Genomic DNA, 22,305 nt, shown 5'->3' with positions numbered 1-22,305 from the left:
ACCCCCACAACTGGCTGCGGTTAAAAAAACATCAAAGGGTTCAAAAACTAAAAAGTGTAAGAAAAGCGGGTGGACAGTTGCATAGGTTCGTCCATGTGCCTATTTTTGGGGTGAGAAAGAAATTTACCCCGGCTTATTTCAATATCCGCAAACAGGTGCTGATAGCGCAGCGTCAAACCGGCACTTAATCCGGCACTGCTTTTCCAGCCATCCTGACTGCGATCGCCTTTAACTTGGCCGATATCCACACCAGTACGTAACGAAAGTGAGCCTTTGGCAATGGGGATTGAGTGGGAGAGTGTATTTCTCAAATACCAGCCATTATCGGCCGATGACACATTTTTGCTGAATCCCCGCACCGCATTGCGGTCGGCCAGATTGAGCCACTCAACACCCGGTAGCCCGCTTTGGCTGTATTGCGCATAAAACTGGCTGTTAAACCGGTAAGGCACCTCAAACAGGGTGAAACGCTGTTGTAAATTTGCCGACAACTTCCCTTTGGTAAATTGTTTATTCAGGTTGCCTGTTTCAGTTTGGGCACCAAACCACGGCATTCCCCGTTCAATACCCATATTGAGGGAGAAAAGCCCGGAAGGGAGGATGTGTAAATGGGTCACCCCCAATTCGAGAATACTCAATGTCTGGCTATTGACACCGGTTTTGGATTCACCGAAATAGCTGTTGTAATGCTTGTAAACCAACTGGCTATTCAATGTGCTGATTTGCGATTGATTGCGGTGAAAGACCCAATCGGCACGAACGCCGGTTTGCCGTGAATTCCCGTGCAGTTTGACCTGCGTTACCTGTAAACGCGGATGGCCGGTATATTGGGAATAACTGTTGAATCCACTGAACGTGATGGCGCCATAAGGGAGCGAATAGAACAGGGTATAGGCGCGATTGTATTGCGTCGCGGGTTTATCAACGGTAGTGACGCCGCTGAGGCTCACAAAGTCAGATAATCCCAATGGGCTATCAACGCTGGCATTGAGCCGCGTGATCCATTTACCGGTATTTTTCTGTCCATAATTATCGGTGGTGGTGGTGATCCTCCACGGAGAAGCGTGCTGGTTGTGTAGCTTGACGATGGAACCCCCGTTAATGGTGCCGGGGAGAATATCCAGCGTTGTTTTATTGGATTGCAGACGATTTGCTTGATCCAATCCTTGATCAAGCTGATTCAGGTTGAGGGGGTTATTGGCCAAACGCGGGAACAGGGTCTGGCTATTGACCCAGCGGTCACCGCCTTCTATCGCCTCGACAAAACCTTCAACCACATTGATCCCCAGTTCACCATTCGCGTTAGGGGGAATAAATTGTACCCGTGCCGTAATGTAGCCTTTGGCGATATACAGGTTAGTGATTTCGGCTGACAACGTGTTGATATCATTGCTGGTGATACAGCTATCGGGCAGGGCACTGAGGGTATTCAAATCCTTTAGAGAGAGTAGGGTAATGCCTTGCAGATAAACACCGTTGATAGTCAAACAGGGTGCTGTTTCCACCAGCACGGGTGAGACCGTTTGTGGCGTAACGTTATCCGTGCGATTAATTAATCCTTGATGGCGGCGTTCTTCAATTAGTTGGTCTATTTCCCGTGAACTGTCCTGTAACGTTCTTCTTGCTTCATCGGTAGGGAAAGCAGGGGTAAGCGCGTCAGGTGATGCGCTTACCTGAAACGCTGTACATAATAAGATGAAGATTGTCGTCCTTTTAATCATGGGATACCCAAATGACAATAGTTGATAGGAAATGTATCGTGTTGGGTTAGGTTTAAACTTCCTAGTTTATTAATTAAGCATTAGAGCATAGAAAATATTTTATGTTGCTCTGATTAACGATTGTTTTTTGTTAAAAATAATAATATTTTTTTATAAATTTACCTTAGTGATTTATGATAATTCATTTTAGTTATGTTTTATCCCCATGTGAAGCGATAAGTGAAATTCAATTTGGGTTAATCCATATTTCAGCATAATAATGAGGCGAAATTAAAAACCTTACTGTATTTTGAGTTTTTTATTTAAAAGTTTTACTTATGGTATTGTGATGAAGAGTATTGAAGCCGAGGGAGTGTAAAACGCAAGAACAGGTATTTTTTAGTCAGATAGTTTTATTGTGCATTAATCATTCATGTAATTATGAATTCATCCATCTTTATTTATTGTGAAAATAATTACTATATGGAAATCTGACAGCGGGAAAAAACCATAAAAACAAATATAAAAGAGAAAAATGGGGATTAACGTAAATTGGCAGGGATTTTGGGATATATCTGATTGATTCAGCCAATGAGTATTATTCATTGGCTGAAAGGTAATTACTTAATACTTAATGAATAAGATATTAAGCAACAATTGGCGCGCGCCAGTCGTCAGCACCAGAAGTACCCGCAGTCGTGTGTTCCCACTCAATCTTACGATAAGAAAGAGAAACGCGAACTAATTGCGTGAATTCTGATTTTGCTGGATCTTGGCAGTGTGGCATTTTGCAATCGATATCAACGATAGTTGCATCTACCAGTTTAGTAGAGAAGAAATGCTCTTGTTTACCTTCGATTGAAGTACGGTACCATTTCAATTCTACTGTCGTCAGCATTTCGCCGGAAGCCAGTGCGTTGTAAAGCAGAGGAACGGCTTTATTCAGTGCAACGGTAAAGCGGAAAGGCTTATGCGCACGTTGGCCAGAAGGCTGCCCAGACTGTGGATCAGTTGGAACAGTCACAATGTGGTCAAATTCTTGAACCAGCATTTCATCTTCGTGACCTTGAACAAAGATATTACCTACGGATTCAGCAGTGAATGCGCCAGCAGTAATATTGCCCTGAGTTTTACCATTGATGGAAATATAACATGGAGTTGGCATATGAATATCCTATAAAAATTTACCAATAATTAGTGTAAGTGTTCATTCCTTGCGTGATTATTCCATTTCTTAATCAAATGAAATTATCGCTTACCAAACACTCGGGGCGAATAATAAAGCTGAAATTGCCTAATGCAAAGACATTTGAAAAATGCAACATGCTCTCTCATTCAATGACAAATAAAAATTTTATAATCATTGCCGTTGTGAAATTTATGGCTGATTTTTTATAAAAAACAAGCCAATTTAACTGGTTTAAAAATGAGCTTCGATTTTTGTTGTTATGTAACTTAATGATATTTATTGATTTTTATTTTTAAATTTAAATATTTATTATGATCATTGAAAAAGTGTTATCCAGATCAAAAAAATGAAAATAATTTAGATTCCTATGGTACATAATTAATCAAAATAAAATAAAAAATGATATTGAAGATGATTATTGATAGCCGTTTTGCAGATTGCGTTTTATTCAGATGAAGATGAAAAATATTTCTTTTAATGCAAATTATAGATAATGGTTTCACATACTCTCACAGAGAGTAAAACCAAATTTTCCTCTATTTTGAGAAGAAAAAAATGTTTATAACTTGCTATCAGTTGAGATAATGAGATTAAAAGCCAGAATAGAGGTATTTATCAATTTGTGTTTTGGCTTTACATCAAAAAAATAAAATGTCAAACTCGAACTTGACGATTTTTCGTATCGATGTTATTTCCACGATTGGATAGGGTATATCTGATTATTTAACTATATGTTGATATAAAACTATTCGTACCTGCAAATATAGTTGTCTTCTTTATCTTATTTTTTAGGAAGATATTCTGTATTTATTATATGGGTAAACATTGGAATCATTCTCTCACCAATAATGGGTTGTTAGACAGTTCATGGTTGTATTAGCCAAAGGATTCAAATATGAGTAAGAATAGTCCAGGTAGCGTAGCGCCGAAAGAAAGAATTAATATTAAGTATGTTCCTAATACGGGTGACCAGACCGCAGAAGTTGAATTACCTCTGAATCTTCTGGTTGTGGGTGACTTGAAAGGAAAAAGCGAAGATACGCCAATTGAAGAACGGCAGGCAGTTTCTATCAATAAGAACAACTTTAATGCCGTAATGAATGAAGCGAACATCAACCTGACTTTTAACGTTCCTAATCGCCTTGATGAAAAAAGCGAAGAAGATCTGTCAGTTAATCTGGAAATAAAATCACTGAGTGATTTTTCGCCAGATAATATCGCGAAGAAAGTCCCTGAATTAAATAAACTTCTCGAACTTCGTGAGGCATTGGTGGCATTAAAGGGCCCATTGGGAAATATCCCGGCATTTCGTGCTCGCTTGCAGTCACTGCTGGATGATGAATCCGTTCGTGAGCAACTCCTGAAAGAACTTGAAATCGTCAATAAAAAATAACTGGTTAAAGGAATTTTTAAATGGCTCAGCACGAAGAAAACAGCACAGCGATTGCATCCGGCGCAACGACTTCCTTGCTTGATGAAATTATGTCTCAAGCGCGAATGACACCGGAAAATGACGGCTATTATATTGCTAAACAAGGTGTTGCTGCGTTTATCGGCAGCATTTTGGATACCGGCTCAAACGAAGAACCCATCAACAAGCTGCTCGTTGATAAAATGATCGTTGAGTTGGATAAAAAGCTCAGTCAACAGATGGATGAAATTGTGCACGCTAATCAGTTCCAGGAGCTGGAATCTTCCTGGCGTTCACTGAAAATTTTGGTGGATCGCACTGATTTCCGTGAAAACATCAAAATCAACATCCTTCATGCGACTAAAGATGAGTTGTTGGAAGATTTTGAATTCTCCCCTGAAATTATTCAGTCTGGCTTCTATAAACACGTTTATTCCGCAGGCTACGGTCAGTTCGGTGGTGAACCTGTTGCTGCCGTCATCGGTAACTACGCGTTCAGCAATACAACGCCTGATATTAAACTGATGCAGTATGTCAGTTCAGTCGGTGCGATGGCTCACGCGCCATTCTTATCTTCCGTTTCACCGGAATTCTTTGGCATTAACAGCTTTACTGAGTTGCCAGCCATCAAGGAACTGAAATCCGTCTTCGAAGGCCCTTCACACACTAAATGGCGTGCACTGCGCGAGTCTGAAGATTCACGTTACTTAGGTTTGACTGCCCCCCGTTTCTTGCTGCGTCTGCCTTATTCCAGCGTTGAAAACCCAATCAAAAACTTCAACTATCAGGAAAATGTTAACAGCGACCATGAACATTTCTTGTGGGGCAACACGGCGTACTTGCTGGCTAGCTGCCTGACTGACAGCTTTGCTAAATATCGCTGGTGTCCAAACATCATCGGTCCGCAGAGCGGTGGTGCCGTCAGCGATCTGCCCGTTCACCTGTACGAAGCAATGGGACAGGTTCAGGCGAAGATCCCAACAGAGGTGCTGATCACTGACCGTCGTGAATTCGAATTGGCAGAAGAGGGCTTCATTACCCTGACCATGCGTAAGGGTAGCGATAATGCCGCGTTCTTCTCGGCCAACTCGGTTCAGAAAACCAAAGTATTCCCCAATACCCGTGAAGGGAAAATTGCGGAAACCAACTACAAGTTGGGCACCCAGCTTCCGTACATGTTCATCATCAACCGTCTGGCGCACTACATCAAAGTGTTACAGCGTGAACAGATCGGCTCTTGGAAAGAGCGTCAGGATCTGGAGCGTGAACTGAATATGTGGCTGAAACAGTACATTGCTGATCAGGAAAACCCACCGACTGACGTTCGTAGCCGCCGTCCTCTGCGTGCCGCCGAGATCAAAGTGCTGGATGTTGAAGGCGATCCAGGCTGGTATCAGGTTTCGATGCAAGTTCGTCCGCACTTCAAGTACATGGGGGCAAGTTTCGAACTGTCTCTGGTTGGACGTTTGGATAAGGAATAATCATGGCTGCGCTGTACAGTTGGAACAGAGGCAGCTCTGCCAGTCTGTTCGAGCGCATTCAAGGGAAGAGCTACGGCTCTTCCCGTCAGTCAAGGATGCGTGCCCTGCTTGAGTCCATCAAGAAGCATTTGAATGAAGTACTGAATTCCCGTCCCGGTGCTTGCCAAAGTGCCGTTGATTTAGGCGTGATTGATCTAAATGACGCGACCGCGACATCAGTGGATTTCAAGCAAAGTATCGAATGGGCGATTGAAGAGTGCATCAGAAATTATGAGCCAAGAATATCAGCGGTTTCTGTCAGTGCTATTCATGATGATTCAGATCCGTTGCTGTTGAGCTTTCATATCAGCGCTGAAATCTCTCTGGATGATATCAACGACCTTGTGGAATTCAGCATCCAGTTGGATAACAACCGGCGCTATTGCCTGGAGCGAACTCAATAAATGTCATTTGAAAAATATTTTCGAGATGAGCTGAACTATCTGCGACAACTGGGGAAAGAAGCCGCAGTTGAGCGTCCTCATCTTGCCGCATTTTTGTCAGAGCAAGGTTCTGACCCCGACGTTGAGCGTTTGCTGGAAGGTTTTGCTTTCCTGACGGGTAATCTGCGGGCAAAGATTGATGATCAGTTCCCTGAATTGACTCACGGTCTGCTCAATATGCTTTGGCCGAACTACCTGCGTCCAACGCCCAGCATGACCATCATCGAATATACGCCTGATGAGAGCGTGGTGACGAAAGCGACACAGGTTAAGCGTGGCACCCAGATTATGAGCCATAGGCTGGCCACTCAAGATGATATTTATTCGAGTGAAAAGTCAGATGGCAAAAAAGACGATGATGGCCGCTGTACCTTTACGCTCTGCCGTGATGTTTGGCTTTTTCCGTTTTCCATCCGTGATATTTCCGTCAATAACAGTAATGAGACCGGTGTTATCGGCCTGAATTTTGCGTCGAAAACCGAACTGAGCCTGCATGAGTTGGAACTGGACAAACTGCGTTTTTATCTGAGCGGTGATAACTATACCACTTCCCAGCTCTACTTCTGGCTCTGTTATTACTTCACGAAAGCAGAATTGGTGGTGGGTGATACGGTGATCTCCCTGCCTGATTTTGACTTTGTGCCGGTGGGATTTGAGCGGGAAGATGCGTTGCTGCCTTACCCGAAAAACGCCTATATGGGATATCGCATTTTGCAGGAATATTTCTGTTTTGCAGAAAGCTTCCTGTTTTTTGATGTGAAAGGTTTCCCGGCGCTGCCGGAAGATCTCAAGACCAAAGATTTCAAACTGAACTTGCATTTTTCTCAGGCATTGCCACCGGAAGCCAAAATTCGCCATGACACTTTCCGTCTGCACTGCACGCCGGCAATCAACCTGTTCCCAATGGACAGTGAAGCGATCGAACTGAATGGCAGCCAGACTGAATACCCATTGAAAGCCAGTTACAGCTTGCCGGATAACTACGACATTTTCTCTGTCGATGGCGTAGAAAGCTGGCTGACCGGGGAAAATGGTGAACGCAGCCGTGCCCGTATGGGTGAGCGAGTTTATACCCCGTTTGAAAGTTTCAATCACCAAATCGATGACGAAGATGAAAGTTCGATGCGTTATTACCGCATTCGGGTGAAAGAGTCGCCTTTCCGCCGGGGGCTGGACCATTTCATCTCATTTGTACGGGGTGATGAGGCCGATTTGCTCAGATTCCAGCTCAAAGAAAATGTTTCGATCAGATTGACCTGTACCAACCGTGAAATGCCTTTGGAGCTGCGGGTTGGCGACATTAATTACCCTTCAAACGGCAGCCCGACCTTTGCGACCTTCCGTAATATCACGCGGCCGTCGGTGCCTCTCTATCCGCTGTTGGATGGCGGTTTGCACTGGTCACTGCTGTCAAATATGTCGCTGAACTATATGTCATTGCTGGATAAGGACGCGCTGAAACAGGTTCTGCGTACCTACGATTTCCCCAGTATTCATAACCGACAGTCCAAGCGTTCATCACAGAAACGGCTGGATGCCATTGAAAAGATTGAAACCGAGCCGACAGATCGTCTGTTCCGTGGTCAGCCTGTACGTGGATTGCGCTCAACACTGTATATCCGACAACAGGCATTCAGTTCGGAAGGGGAGCTTTATCTGTTCAGTACGATCCTGTCACGGTTTTTCTCACTGTATGCCAGTGTCAATGCTTTTCATATGTTGAAGGTAATCAATTTAGATAATCAGGAATGTTATGAATGGCCGGTACAGATAGGTCAACACTCGTTGATGTAATCACGGAACACGATCCTGCCACACCGTTGGCATTGGACATCTCACAGTACAACTTTTACCAGTTGGTTGAGCTGATTAACCGACTGGCGGTAGCGTGGGATAAAACCGGACAGACCGATCGTCCCGATCGGGAATCTATCCGTTTCCGCTCCAGTGCCAGTCTGGCGTTTCCGACACGTGATGTCATTTCGCTGGTGCAATCCAAAAGGGGATTCTTCGAACTGGAAGTTTCCTTTATGGGACTGCATGGCAGCCAGTCCCCGATGCCGGGCTATTATCTGGATTCACTGGCATGGGAAGATGCTCAGGGGGAAAACCGTCTGACGGATTTCCTCAACCTTTTCAACCATCGTTTAATTACGCTCCTGCATCAGATCTGGCGGAAATACCGCTATTACATCTGTTTTAAGAAGGGTGGGGAAGATTATTTTTCTCAGCGTATGTTCTCCCTCGTGGGGTTAGGCAGTGATGTCAACCGCCGGTTGCTGAACATCAACCACAGCAAGATGCTGGCGTATGCCGGCTTGCTGGCAAGCCCCGGACGCTCACCCGAAGTCATATGCAGTTTGGTTTCTCACTGCTTTGATTTGCAGGACGTCACGCTGCACGGCTGGCAATTTAGGAAAATGATTATCCCCGTGGATCAGCAGAATCGTTTGGGTGGAAGGAACAAGGGACAAACCATCGGTGATCCTGAGCTGTCCGTATTGGGGAAAAATTTTAGCATTGGTTCTTGGGTTGGGGATTACAGCAGTAAGTTTTTACTCAGTATCAACAACTTGCCGCGTGAACGGTTTCTCTCATTCTTGCCCGACGGCAAAAACTATCTCCCGTTGGTGATGTTCATTTCTTTTGTCATGCGTAGCCAGTTCGCTTGGGAGCTGCGTCTTGGTCTGGCTGAAAATCAGGTCAGCGGCATGGTATTGGGGGCGAAGCAGAATAATCATCTGGGGTGGAGCAGTTTTCTCGGCGAACCGGAAAAGAAACCTTCTGTCATCATTTCAGTTATGGAATAACGACTATGGAAAAACATCAACCCATCCTTTCACTGCGGGTTCTGAATAGTGAACAGCTAGAAAGTGGTAAATCCGCTAATTGTCAGTTTTCGACACAGGGCGGTACGGTCGGCAGCAGTGAAAGTCACCTTTGGTCTGTGCAGGATCAGCAGGGCAATGTCTGCCCGTCACAATTCGCCATTAAGTGGCAGGACGGCGCATTTTGTCTGCAAATGCTTGCGGAATCCGCACAAATCAATAACGCCACTTTGGCACCGGAGTCGGGTTTGATCCTGTTACAACAAGGCGATCAAATCAAGGTCGGCAATTTGTCGATCAAGGTCCACATCAGTTTATCTGAGACAGATCGTGTTGATCCGTCAACAATATCACCTGACTCGCTGGTTTCCAGCCACAGCAATCCGCTGGATGCCATGATGGAAGGCGTTCCCGCACAAAAATCGGTGTTTGCCCACGATGAAAGCATTGCGCCAACGGTGATGCACCGTTTCAGCGATGATCCACTGCGGGTACTGGATAGCGAGAGCCTGACCACGTTGAAACCTCAGGTTGAGGCTGATGATACGGAGCAACTTTTGCCGCCGGATCATTATCAATCCCCCCCATTTGCTAACCCTATTTCTGATAACCGAGGCAGTGTTATGGATCAGGAGTTCCTGGATTTACCGGATATCGCTTCCGATCGGCAGTACGAAGATATGGATGTGGATCATGTCGCCATTACCCCGCTTATGCGCGGGCTGGAAGCGCGTTTGCCCCTGCATGACAGCCAGCAGGCGAATGATTTCCTGCAAGAGATGGGCAAAACCATGAAAGCCGCCATCGAGGGTTTATTGGCGCTCCAGCGTGAACAACATGGATTGCGTGATAAGCAGCTCCGGCCGATTGAAGATAACCCGCTGCGTCTGAATATGGATTATGACACCACCATGCAGGTGATGTTCTCTGATCAGAAAAGCCCGGTTCATCTTTCTGCGCCGGCCGCGGTCGCAGAAAGCCTGCAAAACCTGCAATTGCACTATCAGGCCAACCGGGTAGCGATTTCTGCCGCGCTGGACACCATGCTGGACGCCTTTTCGCCAGAGCAATTACTCCGTCGTTTCTCGCATTATCGTCGTAGCAACGAAGTCAGGAATAAAGATGCTTCCTGGGCGTGGGAAATGTACACCAACTATTACCGCGAATTAGCGTCCAGCCGCCAGCAAGGATTCGAAAAATTATTCCGCGAGGTGTATGAGCAGGCTTATGACCGCGCATTGCGTCAGGGCTTGGAGGAATCCAGCAATGACACATTCCGCTAGTCGCCGTCTATGGGCTGTAGGGATTTTATTGCTGTCAGTGATGTTGCTAAACGGCTGTAGCAGTGCATGGAACGCAACAAAAAAAGTGGGCCAAGTCATTTGGGACCCTTCCACACCGGTAGGGCAACCCGATGAACAGGCTTCTGTTGCCAACATTACATTGCTGGCCGAACCCGACATCAACCCCAATGAAAGCGGTGAAGCGGCTCCTGTTGAAATGAATCTGGTTTATCTCAGTGAAGATTCTCGTTTTCTGGCGGCGGATTATGGCCAGCTTGAAAGCGACAAACTCGAAAAGGCACTGGGGAAAAACTATATCGATCATCAGGATTACACCCTGTTGCCGGGGCAATACAAGCCTCTGGAACGGATTACATTGGAAAAGAAAAACCGTTACATCGGTGTCATCGTTCACTATGCAGATGCAAATCAATCTGAATGGAAAAAGATCATCCGGGTAAAAGACATCGGCCGCCATTATCACATCTTGGTGCATGTCAGAAATAACGACGTCGAACTTAGAAAAGAGGAGGAGTAATCATGCCAGGTAAAAATCGGGTGATTTGGCACGAAGGGTTATTCATCAAACCACAACATTTTCAGCAACAACAAAAACACATTGATTATCTGGCACATAGCCTGGTTTCAGTATTAACACCTTATGCCCACGGTTTCAGCTCTCTGAGTATCAATGATGATTTACTCAAACTGGGGCGTATTGGGATCACCGAAGTCAGCGGCATCATGCCGGATGGCACGGTTTTCTCTGCGCCCAGCCAAGATTTACTGCCAAAACCGCTGGATATCGAGAATACCAATGATCTGAAAAGTAAAGAGATTTATCTGGCGTTGCCAATGTCCAGCGATACGATCCGGGAAATTGCTGATCGGGATGCAGAAACGCAAAGTGCGGTGCGTTATCGGGAACTGCCCACTGATATCCGTGACCTGCATACCAAAGGCGGGGATTCCTCAATCTTTAATCTGGCCCAGTTGACACCGGTGCTGATGCAAGGTTCCGAGGACATGAGTGCTTACACCTCCATTCCACTGTGCCGCATCAAAGAAAAGCAAAAAGATGGCAACATCGTTTTGGATAACGAATTTATCCCAACCTGCTTGTCGATCTTCGTGGCTGACAAACTCAAGCGTTTCATGGTGGAAATTGATGGCCTGCTGACAGAACGTTCAAGAACACTGGCTAAACGCATTGGTTCGCCGGGTCAGCAAGGGGTGGCGGATGTGGCCGAATTTATGATGCTGCAATTGCTCAACCGTGTTCAGCCGTTGTTCAACCATTATGCAAAACAAACCGTTCTGCATCCGCTGCATTTATATACCGAGCTGCTCCAGACGTGTGGTGAATTGCGAACCTTCACCGATGCAACCCGTCTGCCGGGCAATGTCTTGGCGTATGACCACAATAACCTGACCGATACCTTCCAGGATGTGATGCACGGCATTCGTGATGCGTTGAACGTGGTGCTGACACCGCGTGCCACCTCGATTGCGCTGAAACAGAACGAAGGTGGCATTCGTGTGGCAACGCTCCACGACAACGATCTGCTGCGCAAAGCCGAATTCGTCCTGGCAATCAGCGCCAGCACCCCGCAGGAACAGTTGCGCCGTCAATTTGTCCAGCAGACCAAAGTGACCTCGATGGAAAGAATTCGCGATCTGGTCAGCGTTCAGTTACCGGGCGTACCGCTGATTGCCCTGTCCGCTGCACCTCGCCAGTTGCCTTATCACTCTGGATATACCTATTTCCGTCTGGATCAGAAAAGCCCGGCATGGAAAGAGATCCAGCAAGGAAATTCCATCGCGTTCCACGTGTCCGGGGATTTCCCTGACTTAGATATGCAGCTCTGGGCTATCAGGGGCGGTAAGGAATAATCATGAGTGATATCAATGTTGACAGTCCGTCACTGGAAAAACAGTCTGAAACGCCGAAAACGTTTCAGCGCCAGTATCAGCTCCCGTTGCGTGGTGAAAGCCTCAACCCAATGATCGATGCCGCCACCCCCTTGCTGGGGATGGTTTTGCGTTTGCAGGACATGACGGATCAGGCACTGCCAGACAAGCTTTACCAACAGGTTGTTACTGACATTCGTGCCATTGAGCAGTATCTGCAAACCAAGGGTTATGAACCCGGCGCGATTGTTTCATTCCGTTACGTACTGTGCACCTTCATTGATGAAACCGCGTTGGGGCACGGCTGGAACAGCCAAAATGGTTGGTTGAAACAATCACTGTTGGTGCACTTCCACAATGAAACTTGGGGAGGTGAAAAGGTCTTCGTATTGCTTGAACGTCTGATGGGAGAGGCACAGCGCTACCAGCATCTGCTGGAGTTTATTTACCTCTGCCTCTGTCTGGGGTATCGCGGCCGTTACAAAGTCAGCACCCAGAAAAGTGATGACTTTGAGCGCCTGTTCCGCCGCTTGCAGCAACAGCTTCACTCACTGCGCGGGGATACGCCGCCGACCACGCTGTATATCAACGTCAACGAGAGCAATGCGCGTTATCGCCTGAGCAGACGATGGACGATCAAGCACCTGTTCTGCATTAGCGTGGGATTGCTGGTGGCGATTTACAGCTTTTATGCCATTCGCCTCGGTGATCAAACCCAAGACATATTAAAGCAGCTAAGTAACTTATTGAGATAGGACGTCGCCATGATCCAGATTGATTTGCCAACCCTTGTAAATCGTTTAAACCCGATGACACGCCATGCACTGGAAGCCGCGGTGGCATCTTGTGTCAGTCAGCAACAACCTGAAATCACGGTTGCACAGCTATTGCTGCAAATGATCGATACGCCACTCAGTGATGTGCGACTGATCCTGAATAAAGCCGATATCGATAAAGATCTGTTGAAAGAACAACTTGATCAGGTCATGACACACCATCAATCGCTGGTGCAGTCTTACCCCAATTTTTCCCCCATGCTGGTGGAGTGGTTGCAAGATAGCTGGCTGTTGGCTTCCACCGAGATGCAACACACGGAACTGCGCAGCGGCGTGCTGCTGATTGCGTTGCTGTTCAGCCCACTGCGTTATCTGGCACCACAAACGGCACGTTTGCTGGCAGGTATCAACCGCGAATTATTACGCCAAAACTTTGCTGAATGGACGAATGGCTCGGCTGAGCAGCCTTTTGCTGCCAGCGATAAAGAGGGACAAGGTGTACATCCGGCGAACAGTGACAGCCTGCTGGCACGCTTTACCCAGAACATGACTGAGCAAGCGCGTCAGGGCAAGCTGGATCCGGTTTTGTGCCGCGATAACGAAATCGACCTGATGATCGACATCTTGTGCCGTCGCCGCAAAAACAATCCCATCGTTGTGGGTGAGGCCGGGGTCGGTAAAAGTGCCCTGATTGAAGGTCTGGCACTGCGCATTATTCACGATCGCGTACCGGATAAATTGCGTAACAGCGAACTGATGACACTGGATCTGGGGGCATTGCAGGCGGGAGCCGCGGTTAAAGGTGAATTTGAAAAACGTTTCAAAGGCATCATGGCGGAAATTAGCCAATCGCCAAAACCCATCATCCTGTTTATTGATGAAGCCCATACCCTGATTGGTGCCGGCAACCAAGCGGGCGGTTTGGATATCTCCAACCTGCTGAAACCGGCTCTGGCACGCGGTGAACTGAAAACCATCGCCGCCACGACATGGAGCGAGTACAAAAAGTATTTCGAGAAAGACGCCGCGCTGTCCCGTCGTTTCCAGTTGGTGAAAGTTTCGGAGCCAACCGCGGATGAAGCGACCATCATCATGCGTGGCTTGCGTGCCATTTACGAGCAAGCACACGGTGTACTGATTGATGATGAAGCCCTGAAAGCCTCTGCGGTATTGAGTGACCGTTATCTTTCCGGTCGTCAATTGCCGGATAAAGCCATTGATGTACTGGATACCGCCTGTGCCCGTGTTGCGATTAACCTGACTTCACCCCCGCGTCAAATCTCCTCGTTGACAACCGAACTGCACCAGATGCAGATGGAAATCGACGTACTGGAGAGAGAGCAGCGCATGGGGCTGAACGTCCATGCTGACCGCTTGGACGAATTGCAAGACCAGCAGGAAGAGATTCAGGCACAACTGGTTGAGCTGGAAAACCACTGGCAACAGCAGCAGGCATTGGTGCAACAGATCATCGAACTGCGCAGCCAATTGCTGTCTGGCGATGCACCAGTTGAAGCTGAACGAGTTGAAGTCGCTGAACTCGCTGAAAAAGCGGTGGGCGATATTGCGGAAGAAGTGGCTGAACAACTTGCTGAAAATGCCGAAGTAAACGAAGAAGCAAATGAAACCATTGCTGACGATGAACAATCTCTGATTGAGAAACTGGCCGAACTTAATGCACAACTGGCCGCACTCCAGCAGAAACAAACGCTGGTCTCCCCGCATGTGGACAAAACCCAAATTGCTGCGGTGATTGCTGAGTGGACTGGCGTGCCATTAAACCGCTTGTCACAAAGCGAACTGTCCATCGTCACCGAACTGCCAACCCACTTGGGGCAAAGCATCAAAGGGCAGGAAATGGCGATCCAGTGTTTGCATAAACACTTATTGACCGCGCGTGCAGATTTGCGCCGTCCGGGGCGTCCGCTTGGGGCATTTCTGTTGGTCGGGCCAAGTGGTGTCGGCAAAACGGAAACCGTCCTGCAAATTGCGGAATTGATGTTTGGTGGCCGTCAATACCTCACCACCATCAACATGTCCGAGTTTCAGGAAAAACACACCGTTTCCCGTCTGATTGGTTCACCTCCGGGTTACGTGGGATACGGCGAGGGGGGTGTCCTGACCGAAGCCATTCGCCAGAAACCGTATTCCGTTGTTTTGTTGGATGAAGTGGAAAAAGCGCACCCTGACGTCCTGAACTTGTTCTATCAGGCGTTCGACAAAGGGGAGTTGGCGGATGGGGAAGGGCGCATCATCGACTGTAAAAACGTCGTGTTCTTCCTGACATCGAATCTGGGCTATCAAACCATCGTAGACCATGCCGGGCAGCCGGAGCAGATCAACGACCTGCTTTACCCGGAATTAGCCGCGTTCTTCAAACCCGCCCTGTTGGCGCGCATGGAAGTGATCCCTTACCTGCCGTTGGGTCATGAAACCCTGAAAACCATCATTCAGGGCAAACTGGCTCGACTGGATACCCTGCTGACGCAACGTTTCAACGCAGAAGTCACCATCAGCGACGACGTATCCGAAGAGATCCTGCAACGCGCGACCCGTGCGGAAAATGGTGCCCGTATGTTGGAGTCCATCATCGATGGTGCCCTGCTTCCACCGGTTTCCCTGCTGTTGTTGCAGAAAATGGCGGCGGGTACACCTATCAAGGCTATTCGTTTAAGCGTGGCTGAACACGAATTCCATGCAGAGGTTGAGGAGGCAGAATAATGAAACAGCGGCTGAAAAGCGCGTTAGCGTTATTGGAAAATGACACTATAGAACAACTGGTTAACCATTTTTTGCAGGTCAGCCATAGCTCGAGCTCGCGTTTTGATGCCCTGTTGGTTTTCCTGCTGAATATTAACGAGAACAGGTTGGAATGCTACAACTTGCCGGAGCCACAGCAAACCAGTTCACGCCGGTTGCAAGTGGATATTGATGACGTCAATAACCCATTGATACAGGTATTACGCAAGGGAACCCCCATTGTTTGGGATTCCCTGAATCACGGGGCACGCATTGATGATCCTCACTTCCGCACGTTTGTTGCAGAACTGCCGCATAACTGTGGGTTATATGGCATCCCCCTGTTTGACTGCAATGAACAGTCTTGCGGTGTGATCGTCATCTTTGCCGAACATGTCCAGCATTTCATCAACAATGAAAACATGTTCGGCATCTATTGCCACGTCATGCAGCATCGCCTGAAAAAATTGCAGGAACTCGAACAACTGCGCGGACAGTTACGCCAAATCCGTCAGGTATTTCAGGTTCAACGCCAAAAAGAAAAACAACTGGATGAACTGCTGGCTTCCCTGAGTGAGTCGAAAAACCCGGCGGCCGTCAGCCGTATCTCCGTGGATTACAGTCATATCGATAATCTGCCAAAGGCCATAGAAGAATTTGAAAGCGCCGTGTTGGTTCAACGTCAGCGTCAGTTGGGTAACGACACCCGATTGATTGCCCAAAGTCTGGGTATTGCCCAGCGGACGTTGGTTTACAAACTGGCTAAATACGGGTGTAGATTATGAATATTGTTTTAATTATCAGTTCATTGCTTGCGTCATTGGCAGGCGATCCCACACTGGCGGAGCGGGTCGAAGCTCAGGAAGGGGTCACGGTAAAGGAAGAGCAAAATTTAGATGAACTGCATAAATGCCGTTTTGAGCCGTCGCCCCTGATCCGGCTGGCCTGCTATGACCGTGCGTTGAATAACCTCAAGTTCAAAACGGTACACATTCCTATCGAAAATATGGGGCCTTTATGGCGGCAGGCGATGGAGCAGGAGATGAAACGTACCGACTACTCGACCAGCTTCATGGTGACGCAGGGAGAGAATGGGGCGTCCCCCGTTATCCTGACCACGCCCGCACTGGGCGTACCACCGCCGCGCCCGGTATTAATGCTGAGTTGTATTGACAGTATCACCCGCTTACAGGTGGCACTGCCTAAGCCCGTGGATTCAGGGGTGGTCACCGTGACCACCGACAGAACCGAGTACCGGACGGAATGGTTCGTGCGGGAACAGGGTTACTTGTGGGAATCCAGCCGTGGCTTGCCGGGCATTGAAGAAATCAAGCGCCTGATGAACAGCGACCGGATGAGCGTGACGGGCAGTAATGGCAGTCAGGTCACCTTTAACATTTCTCAGTTGGAGCAGGCCGCGAAGCCATTACGCGCTGCCTGCCGTTGGTAATCGACATGGACATCAGAACACAATTCGACTGGTTCGGCTCCCTGCTGGCACCTCTGTCCGACGAACAGATTGGCAAGGGACTGGCAGATAACGATCCCACTTGGGAATACATTGACAGCGAAATGATGAAATTTGGTTCGCTGTCACATGGCTCGCTGGATGTTGAAGCGATACAGCGTCAGGCATTGCAAGTATTGAGAGAAAACAGCAAAGACTTCCGCCTGGTGGTGCATCTGCTGCGGACGTTGCAGCATGTCGGCAACCCGGCGGAATTGATCCTCGCCATGGAACTGTTGGCCGATTATGTCAAAAACTACTGGGAAAAAGGTTGGCCGACCAAACCCCAGTTAAAACGTCGGATGGCCCAGCAAGTCCTCAAGCGCTTTGACGCTGCCCAAGGCAGTTTTATTGAACGGGCAAGCAAAAGTGAACGGGATGAGGCACAAGGGGCATTGGCACACCTCGCCCAATGCTGGCATGCCCATGAAGGCGAACTGGCCAAAGACGTTGACCAACTGCGCATTCGCTATAACCGTCAGCCGGAAGCCGTACCGGTGGAAATCAAGCCGGCGCCGGCATCGACAGCCGAACCCACAGCGCCAGCGCCACAGGGCGGTGAAGTGGCACCGATACCGGACGTTGACGTCAACAGTTCGAGCGACAAGGCGTGGAAGCAGACCTTGATGACCGTCGCCGATTTGCTGTGTGAACGGCATCCCGACTCACCGATCGGGTATTCCCTGCGCCGTCATGCGGTCTGGCACACCATCACGGCGGCACCGATGGCGAACGCGACGGGCAAAACCCCGCTGGCACCGGCTTCTGCCGATCGTACCGCCGACTATTTGGCGAGACTGCCGGCGGCGGACAATAAATTGCTGCAACAAATCGAGCAGAGCCTGACACTGGCACCTTACTGGCTGGATGGCCATGCCATTGCCGCACAAGCCGCATTGCAATTGGGCTATGGGCACGTTGCACAGGCCATGCGTGATGCGCTCAATGCCTTTTTGGATCGCTTGCCGGTACTGAAAACCTTAAGTTTTTCTGACATGAGTCCGTTTATTTCGCCGGAAACCCTTGACTGGCTTGCGCCGGAAGGCGTGGCAACGGGGCAGGGTTCCCTGTCTGCGGATCAGGCCGCTATCTGGCAATGTTTCCAGCAACAGGGACTGGCCGCGGCACTGAACATGCTGGAAGCCCATCAACAACAATTAACTGAGCCACGGGATCAATGCTATGGCCAATTGCTCAACGCCCAACTGCTTGAAGAAGCGGGCATGACCGCGCTGGCCCAACAGCATTACCGCAATTTGTTACACACGGGACAACACATGCAACTGACTCAATGGGAACCCAGCCTGCTGGCTTTACTGACTGAAAAATTGGCTGAAAAAGGCCCGTCTTCCCTCAAGGAGACGGCCGCAAACAGGAGCGTTAACCCATGAAATGGCCCTCTTTGTCCTCTTTGGCACCCTTGAAATCTGCCTTGCCGACCTTGGCGAAGTTTAAGTCCCTGCCCCGCCTCAAGGCATTGATGGCACTGATTCTGGCGCTTATCCCCTGCCTGCTGCTGATTGCCGTCTGGTGGTGGGGGCCGGAGTGGAAACTGCGCAACGATTATCCGTTGGAAAGCCTCGCGGCGCGCTGGCTGGCCACTGCCCTCATTATGATGATGGTGTTGGGCTGGATCGGCATGAAAGCGTGGCGTCGCCTGCGGACACTGGAAAAACTCAACCTCGACGTTGAACTGAAAGTGTTTGATCCGGTCCGGGTGGACATTGAACATCAGGATCGCTATCTCGACCATTGGAAATCCCAGTTGCAACGCCATCTGGATTCCTACAATTACCTGTATGAACGGCCGTGGTATATGGTCATCGGCAGCCAGAAGAGCGGCAAGACCTCACTGATCAAGGAAGGGGTGAAGCTGTCTGAAATCGCGGCCCCCGAATATTTGCGTCAGGATGGCGACGTTCCCCTGATGCTGCGCTGCTGGCTGGGGGAAAAAGCGGTGATCATCGATCCCCGCGGGCAGTTGATTGACCAGCCCGTCCCGCTTAACAGCGACAAACCCCAAATCAACAGCCGCCTGTGGGAAGCGTTGCTGAACTGGCTGGCGGAAAACCGGCAGCGCCAGCCGCTCAACGGCATGATTCTGACCGTGGATACCCTGCGCCTGATGACCGACAGCCGCGAACAGCGTGAACGTTATGTGCGGGAAATCCACCAGCGCCTGCAAGACGTTCGCCTGACCTTCCACAGCCAGTTGCCTCTCTATCTGGTGATGACCAAAATCGACCTGCTGCACGGCTTTGAGGCCCTGTACCAGCCGCTGGATCGCCAATTGCGCGACCAGATTTTGGGTGTGACCTTCAGCCTCAACAACCGCGATGAAAAAGCGTGGCGCAGTGAGCTGGAGGCGTTCTGGAAACAGTGGATGGCCAACCTGAATACCGCGATGCCGGACATGATGCTGAACAACGTCGATGCCAACCAGCGGGCCGCCCTGTTCAGTTTCACCCGCCAGATCCAGGGGCTGCACAGCTACATCGCCCAGATGCTGGACGATATCCTGTATAACGATGAACACCACCGCCCGACCCTGCGCGGCGTCTACTTGACCTCGGCGCATCAGGTGGGGCAGATGGATGATCTGTTCACCCAGTCCGCCTCGGCGCAGTACCACCTGGGGGCGCAGGCGTTTCCCACCTGGCCGGCGGGCGACACCCTGCCGTTCTTTACCCATTCCCTGTTCGAAGAGGTCCTGCTGGCCGAACCGAACCTGGCGGCGGAGAACCGCATCTGGCTGAGCCGCAACCGCCGCCAGTTGTACACCTTCTCCACGGTCAGTGCGCTGGTCGTGCTGGCGATGTGGGGCGGCTGGCATTACTTCTACCAGAAAAACTACCGGGCGGGGGAAGAAGTGCTGGCGCAGGCGAAAAATTTCCTGTCCGTGCCGCCGCCGAAAGGGGATGACCATGACGGCAACCTCCAGTTGCCGCTGCTGAACCCGATCCGGGATGCGACGCTGGCTTACGGCAACTATCACGAGAACAAATCCTTCCTGACCGACATGGCGCTGTATCAGGGCGGCGGGGTCGGGCCGTATGTGGAAGGCACCTACCTGAAACTGCTGGAGCAGCGTTTCCTGCCGGCACTGATGCGGGGGTTGCTGGATGACCTGAAGCAGGCCCCGGCCGGCAGTGAGGAAAAACTCGAAATCCTGCGGGTGATGCGCATGATGGAAGATAAAAGCAAACGCAACCCCGGCCTGGTTGCCCAGTATATGCGCACGCGCTGGAGCCAGGCCTTCAACGGCCAGCGGGATGTGCAGGAGGCGTTGCTGACCCACCTGGATTACGCCCTCGACCGGACCGACTGGAAGACCCTGCGCGATAACGGGGACAAAGAGGCCATTGCCCACTTTGCCCCGTTTGTCAAACCGATCCGGCAGGCGCAGGAGGAGCTGAAAGCGCTTTCCGTCAAGCAGCGGGTGTACCAGAACCTGCGTATCCGGGCGCAGGACAGCCTGCCGGCACCGCTCAACCTGCGTGACCAGATTGGCCCCAGCTTTGACGATGTGTTTGTGGCCAGCAATGAAAAACGCCTGGTGATCCCGCAGTTGCTGACCCGCCTCGGCCTGACGGATTACTTCGTCCGGCAGAAAGATGAACTGACCAAACTGACCGAGATGGACAGTTGGGTGCTCAATATCACGAAGCCGAATCAGGACACGGCCGGCGGAACGGGGTCGTCCGCGGTGCATGACCAGTACAGTGCCAAAGATCAGGAGCGGATCCTCAACGATATCCATGAGCTGTATCTGTCCGAGTACACCGCCACCTGGCGGGCGGCGATGAACAACCTCGAGGTGCGTGACTTTGATGATTTGCCGCACGCCATCAGTGCCATCGAACAGGTGATCAGCGGGGAGCAGCCCATCAAGCGGGCGCTGCAAATCCTGGGCGACAACACCCAGCCACCGGTGCCGGGCAGCGCCCTGGGCGAAAAAGAAAAAGCGGCGCTGGTGAAACAGGCCGACTACCGGCTGCTAAACCGCATCAGCCACGATTTTGCACAGGAAACCGACGTGCTGGCGGAACGCGGTGACAAGGGCAGTACGTTACACAGCGTCTACCAGAAACTGACGGCGTTGCACCGTTACCTGCTGGCGATCCAGAACTCGCCGGTGCCGGGCAAGGCGGCGTTGCAGGCGGTGCAGATGCGGCTGGACAAAAACACCAGTGACGCGATTTTTGAAGTGCAGCAGATGGCGAAAACCCTGCCGGAGCCGCTGAACCGCTGGGTGGGGGATCTGGCGGAACAGGCCTGGCGCGTGGTGATGATGGAAGCGGTGCGGTCACTGGAAGTGGAATGGAGCCACACGGTGGTCAAACAGTACCGCACCTATCTGGCCGGCCGCTATCCGTTTAACCCGGCGGCCCGCGAAGAAGTGCCGCTGAGCGAGTTTGACCGCTTCTTCCGGCCGGACGGCACGCTGGACAGCTTCTACAAGCAGAGCCTGAAACCGTTTGTGGAATATAACCTGACCATGGGCACCGACGGCAAGACGCTGATCCGCCCGGATGTGATGAAACAGTTGGCCGTGGCCGAGCGCATCCGCACCACTTTCTTTACCCCGCAAAACGGGCTGGGCGCCCAGTTTGCCATTGAACCGGTCAGCCTGACCGGCAACAAGCGCCGAGCGTTGCTCAACCTCGACGGCCAGTTGGTGGATTACTCACACGGGCGGCGCAACGTGGCGCGCCTGATTTGGCCGAACTCGATGCGCGCCGGCACCGAAAGCCAGCTGACCCTGATGCCGGCCAACAGCAACCGCGCGCCGCGCGCGGTCAGCTTCAGCGGCCCGTGGGCGCAGTTGCGGCTGATTAACAGCGGCACGCTGACAGATATCCAGCCGGGCTTCTTTGATGTGCGCTTTAGCGTGGACGGCGGCGACATGACCTACCGCGTCTACGTGGACGAATCCGACAACCCGTTTGCCGGCGGGCTGTTCAGCCAGTTCACACTGCCGGACACCCTGTATTGAGC

The 22,305-nt window shown here is 50.2% G+C and carries 15 protein-coding genes and 1 pseudogene; 14 read left to right on the top strand and 2 right to left on the bottom strand.

The window, feature by feature from the left end; all coding sequences use genetic code 11:
• Positions 1-47: 47 nt before the first annotated feature.
• Both XDD1_RS17430 and XDD1_RS17425 read right to left on the bottom strand, forming a co-directional pair.
• Positions 48-1,721, bottom strand: coding sequence for a ShlB/FhaC/HecB family hemolysin secretion/activation protein (locus XDD1_RS17430; protein ID WP_045973113.1), 1,674 nt, complete (start codon positions 1,719-1,721; stop codon positions 48-50).
• 625 nt (positions 1,722-2,346) lie between these two features.
• Positions 2,347-2,865, bottom strand: coding sequence for an Hcp family type VI secretion system effector (locus XDD1_RS17425; protein ID WP_045957423.1), 519 nt, complete (start codon positions 2,863-2,865; stop codon positions 2,347-2,349).
• A 919-nt stretch (positions 2,866-3,784) separates the two neighbouring features.
• Between XDD1_RS17425 and tssB the strand changes: the two genes are divergently transcribed.
• The 14 genes and pseudogenes from tssB (at position 3,785) to tssM (ending at position 22,303) form a co-directional block, all read left to right on the top strand.
• Entirely contained in the window at positions 3,785-4,282 is a 498-nt protein-coding gene (gene tssB, locus XDD1_RS17420) for a type VI secretion system contractile sheath small subunit (RefSeq protein WP_045973112.1), read from the top strand.
• 20 nt (positions 4,283-4,302) lie between these two features.
• Positions 4,303-5,781, top strand: a complete 1,479-nt coding sequence (tssC, locus tag XDD1_RS17415; RefSeq protein ID WP_045973111.1) for a type VI secretion system contractile sheath large subunit — start codon at positions 4,303-4,305, stop codon at positions 5,779-5,781.
• A gap of 2 nt (positions 5,782-5,783) precedes the next feature.
• Positions 5,784-6,224 (top strand): type VI secretion system baseplate subunit TssE, encoded by a 441-nt coding sequence (gene tssE / locus XDD1_RS17410; RefSeq protein ID WP_045973110.1) that lies wholly within the window; start codon positions 5,784-5,786, stop codon positions 6,222-6,224.
• Positions 6,225-8,057 (top strand): type VI secretion system baseplate subunit TssF, encoded by a 1,833-nt coding sequence (gene tssF / locus XDD1_RS17405; RefSeq protein WP_045973109.1) that lies wholly within the window; start codon positions 6,225-6,227, stop codon positions 8,055-8,057.
• Positions 8,021-9,073 (top strand): type VI secretion system baseplate subunit TssG, encoded by a 1,053-nt coding sequence (gene tssG, locus XDD1_RS17400; protein WP_045973108.1) that lies wholly within the window; start codon positions 8,021-8,023, stop codon positions 9,071-9,073. The genes tssF and tssG overlap by 37 nt, the downstream gene beginning before the upstream one ends.
• A gap of 5 nt (positions 9,074-9,078) precedes the next feature.
• Entirely contained in the window at positions 9,079-10,374 is a 1,296-nt protein-coding gene (tagH, locus tag XDD1_RS17395; protein WP_045973107.1) for a type VI secretion system-associated FHA domain protein TagH, read from the top strand.
• On the top strand, positions 10,358-10,912 hold the full coding sequence (gene tssJ, locus XDD1_RS17390; RefSeq protein WP_045973106.1) for a type VI secretion system lipoprotein TssJ: 555 nt from the start codon (positions 10,358-10,360) through the stop codon (positions 10,910-10,912). The genes tagH and tssJ overlap by 17 nt, the downstream gene beginning before the upstream one ends.
• 2 nt (positions 10,913-10,914) lie before the next feature.
• A complete protein-coding gene (tssK, locus tag XDD1_RS17385) occupies positions 10,915-12,267 on the top strand; it encodes a type VI secretion system baseplate subunit TssK (protein ID WP_045973105.1) in 1,353 nt (450 codons plus the stop codon).
• 2 nt (positions 12,268-12,269) lie between these two features.
• A complete protein-coding gene (gene icmH / locus XDD1_RS17380) occupies positions 12,270-13,040 on the top strand; it encodes a type IVB secretion system protein IcmH/DotU (protein ID WP_045973104.1) in 771 nt (256 codons plus the stop codon).
• Positions 13,041-13,049: 9 nt separating this feature from the next.
• Positions 13,050-15,776 (top strand): annotated as a pseudogene (gene tssH, locus XDD1_RS17375) (type VI secretion system ATPase TssH); the annotation flags it as partial.
• 5 nt (positions 15,777-15,781) lie between these two features.
• Positions 15,782-16,585 (top strand): hypothetical protein, encoded by an 804-nt coding sequence (locus tag XDD1_RS17370; protein WP_045973102.1) that lies wholly within the window; start codon positions 15,782-15,784, stop codon positions 16,583-16,585.
• Positions 16,582-17,250 carry a type VI secretion system-associated protein VasI gene (vasI, locus tag XDD1_RS17365; protein ID WP_045973101.1) on the top strand — a complete coding sequence of 223 codons (669 nt, stop codon included), beginning with the start codon at positions 16,582-16,584 and terminating at the stop codon, positions 17,248-17,250. The genes XDD1_RS17370 and vasI overlap by 4 nt, the downstream gene beginning before the upstream one ends.
• Before the next feature lie 5 nt (positions 17,251-17,255).
• Complete coding sequence (gene tssA / locus XDD1_RS17360) at positions 17,256-18,698, top strand: type VI secretion system protein TssA (RefSeq protein WP_045973100.1); 1,443 nt, start codon at positions 17,256-17,258, stop codon at positions 18,696-18,698.
• A complete protein-coding gene (tssM, locus tag XDD1_RS17355) occupies positions 18,695-22,303 on the top strand; it encodes a type VI secretion system membrane subunit TssM (protein ID WP_045973099.1) in 3,609 nt (1,202 codons plus the stop codon). Before tssA ends, tssM begins: the two co-directional genes overlap by 4 nt.
• Positions 22,304-22,305: the final 2 nt, after the last annotated feature.

The organism is Xenorhabdus doucetiae (genome assembly GCF_000968195.1).
Lineage (GTDB): Bacteria > Pseudomonadota > Gammaproteobacteria > Enterobacterales > Enterobacteriaceae > Xenorhabdus > Xenorhabdus doucetiae.
Note: the sequence above shows the minus strand (reverse complement) of the source record. Positions and strands in the feature narration are given on the sequence as shown.

Excerpts from the sequence above, each read along its gene's own strand:
- XDD1_RS17430 (WP_045973113.1), bottom strand. The coding sequence starts at position 1,721 with ATGATTAAAAGGACGACAATCTTCATCTTATTATGTACAGCGTTTCAG.
- icmH (WP_045973104.1), top strand. The coding sequence starts at position 12,270 with ATGAGTGATATCAATGTTGACAGTCCGTCACTGGAAAAACAGTCTGAA.
- tssK (WP_045973105.1), top strand. The coding sequence starts at position 10,915 with ATGCCAGGTAAAAATCGGGTGATTTGGCACGAAGGGTTATTCATCAAA.
- tssG (WP_045973108.1), top strand. The coding sequence starts at position 8,021 with ATGGCCGGTACAGATAGGTCAACACTCGTTGATGTAATCACGGAACAC.
- tssB (WP_045973112.1), top strand. The coding sequence starts at position 3,785 with ATGAGTAAGAATAGTCCAGGTAGCGTAGCGCCGAAAGAAAGAATTAAT.
- tssE (WP_045973110.1), top strand. The coding sequence starts at position 5,784 with ATGGCTGCGCTGTACAGTTGGAACAGAGGCAGCTCTGCCAGTCTGTTC.
- tssC (WP_045973111.1), top strand. The coding sequence starts at position 4,303 with ATGGCTCAGCACGAAGAAAACAGCACAGCGATTGCATCCGGCGCAACG.
- tssM (WP_045973099.1), top strand. The coding sequence starts at position 18,695 with ATGAAATGGCCCTCTTTGTCCTCTTTGGCACCCTTGAAATCTGCCTTG.
- tssF (WP_045973109.1), top strand. The coding sequence starts at position 6,225 with ATGTCATTTGAAAAATATTTTCGAGATGAGCTGAACTATCTGCGACAA.
- tssA (WP_045973100.1), top strand. The coding sequence starts at position 17,256 with ATGGACATCAGAACACAATTCGACTGGTTCGGCTCCCTGCTGGCACCT.
- tssJ (WP_045973106.1), top strand. The coding sequence starts at position 10,358 with ATGACACATTCCGCTAGTCGCCGTCTATGGGCTGTAGGGATTTTATTG.
- vasI (WP_045973101.1), top strand. The coding sequence starts at position 16,582 with ATGAATATTGTTTTAATTATCAGTTCATTGCTTGCGTCATTGGCAGGC.
- tagH (WP_045973107.1), top strand. The coding sequence starts at position 9,079 with ATGGAAAAACATCAACCCATCCTTTCACTGCGGGTTCTGAATAGTGAA.
- XDD1_RS17425 (WP_045957423.1), bottom strand. The coding sequence starts at position 2,865 with ATGCCAACTCCATGTTATATTTCCATCAATGGTAAAACTCAGGGCAAT.
- XDD1_RS17370 (WP_045973102.1), top strand. The coding sequence starts at position 15,782 with ATGAAACAGCGGCTGAAAAGCGCGTTAGCGTTATTGGAAAATGACACT.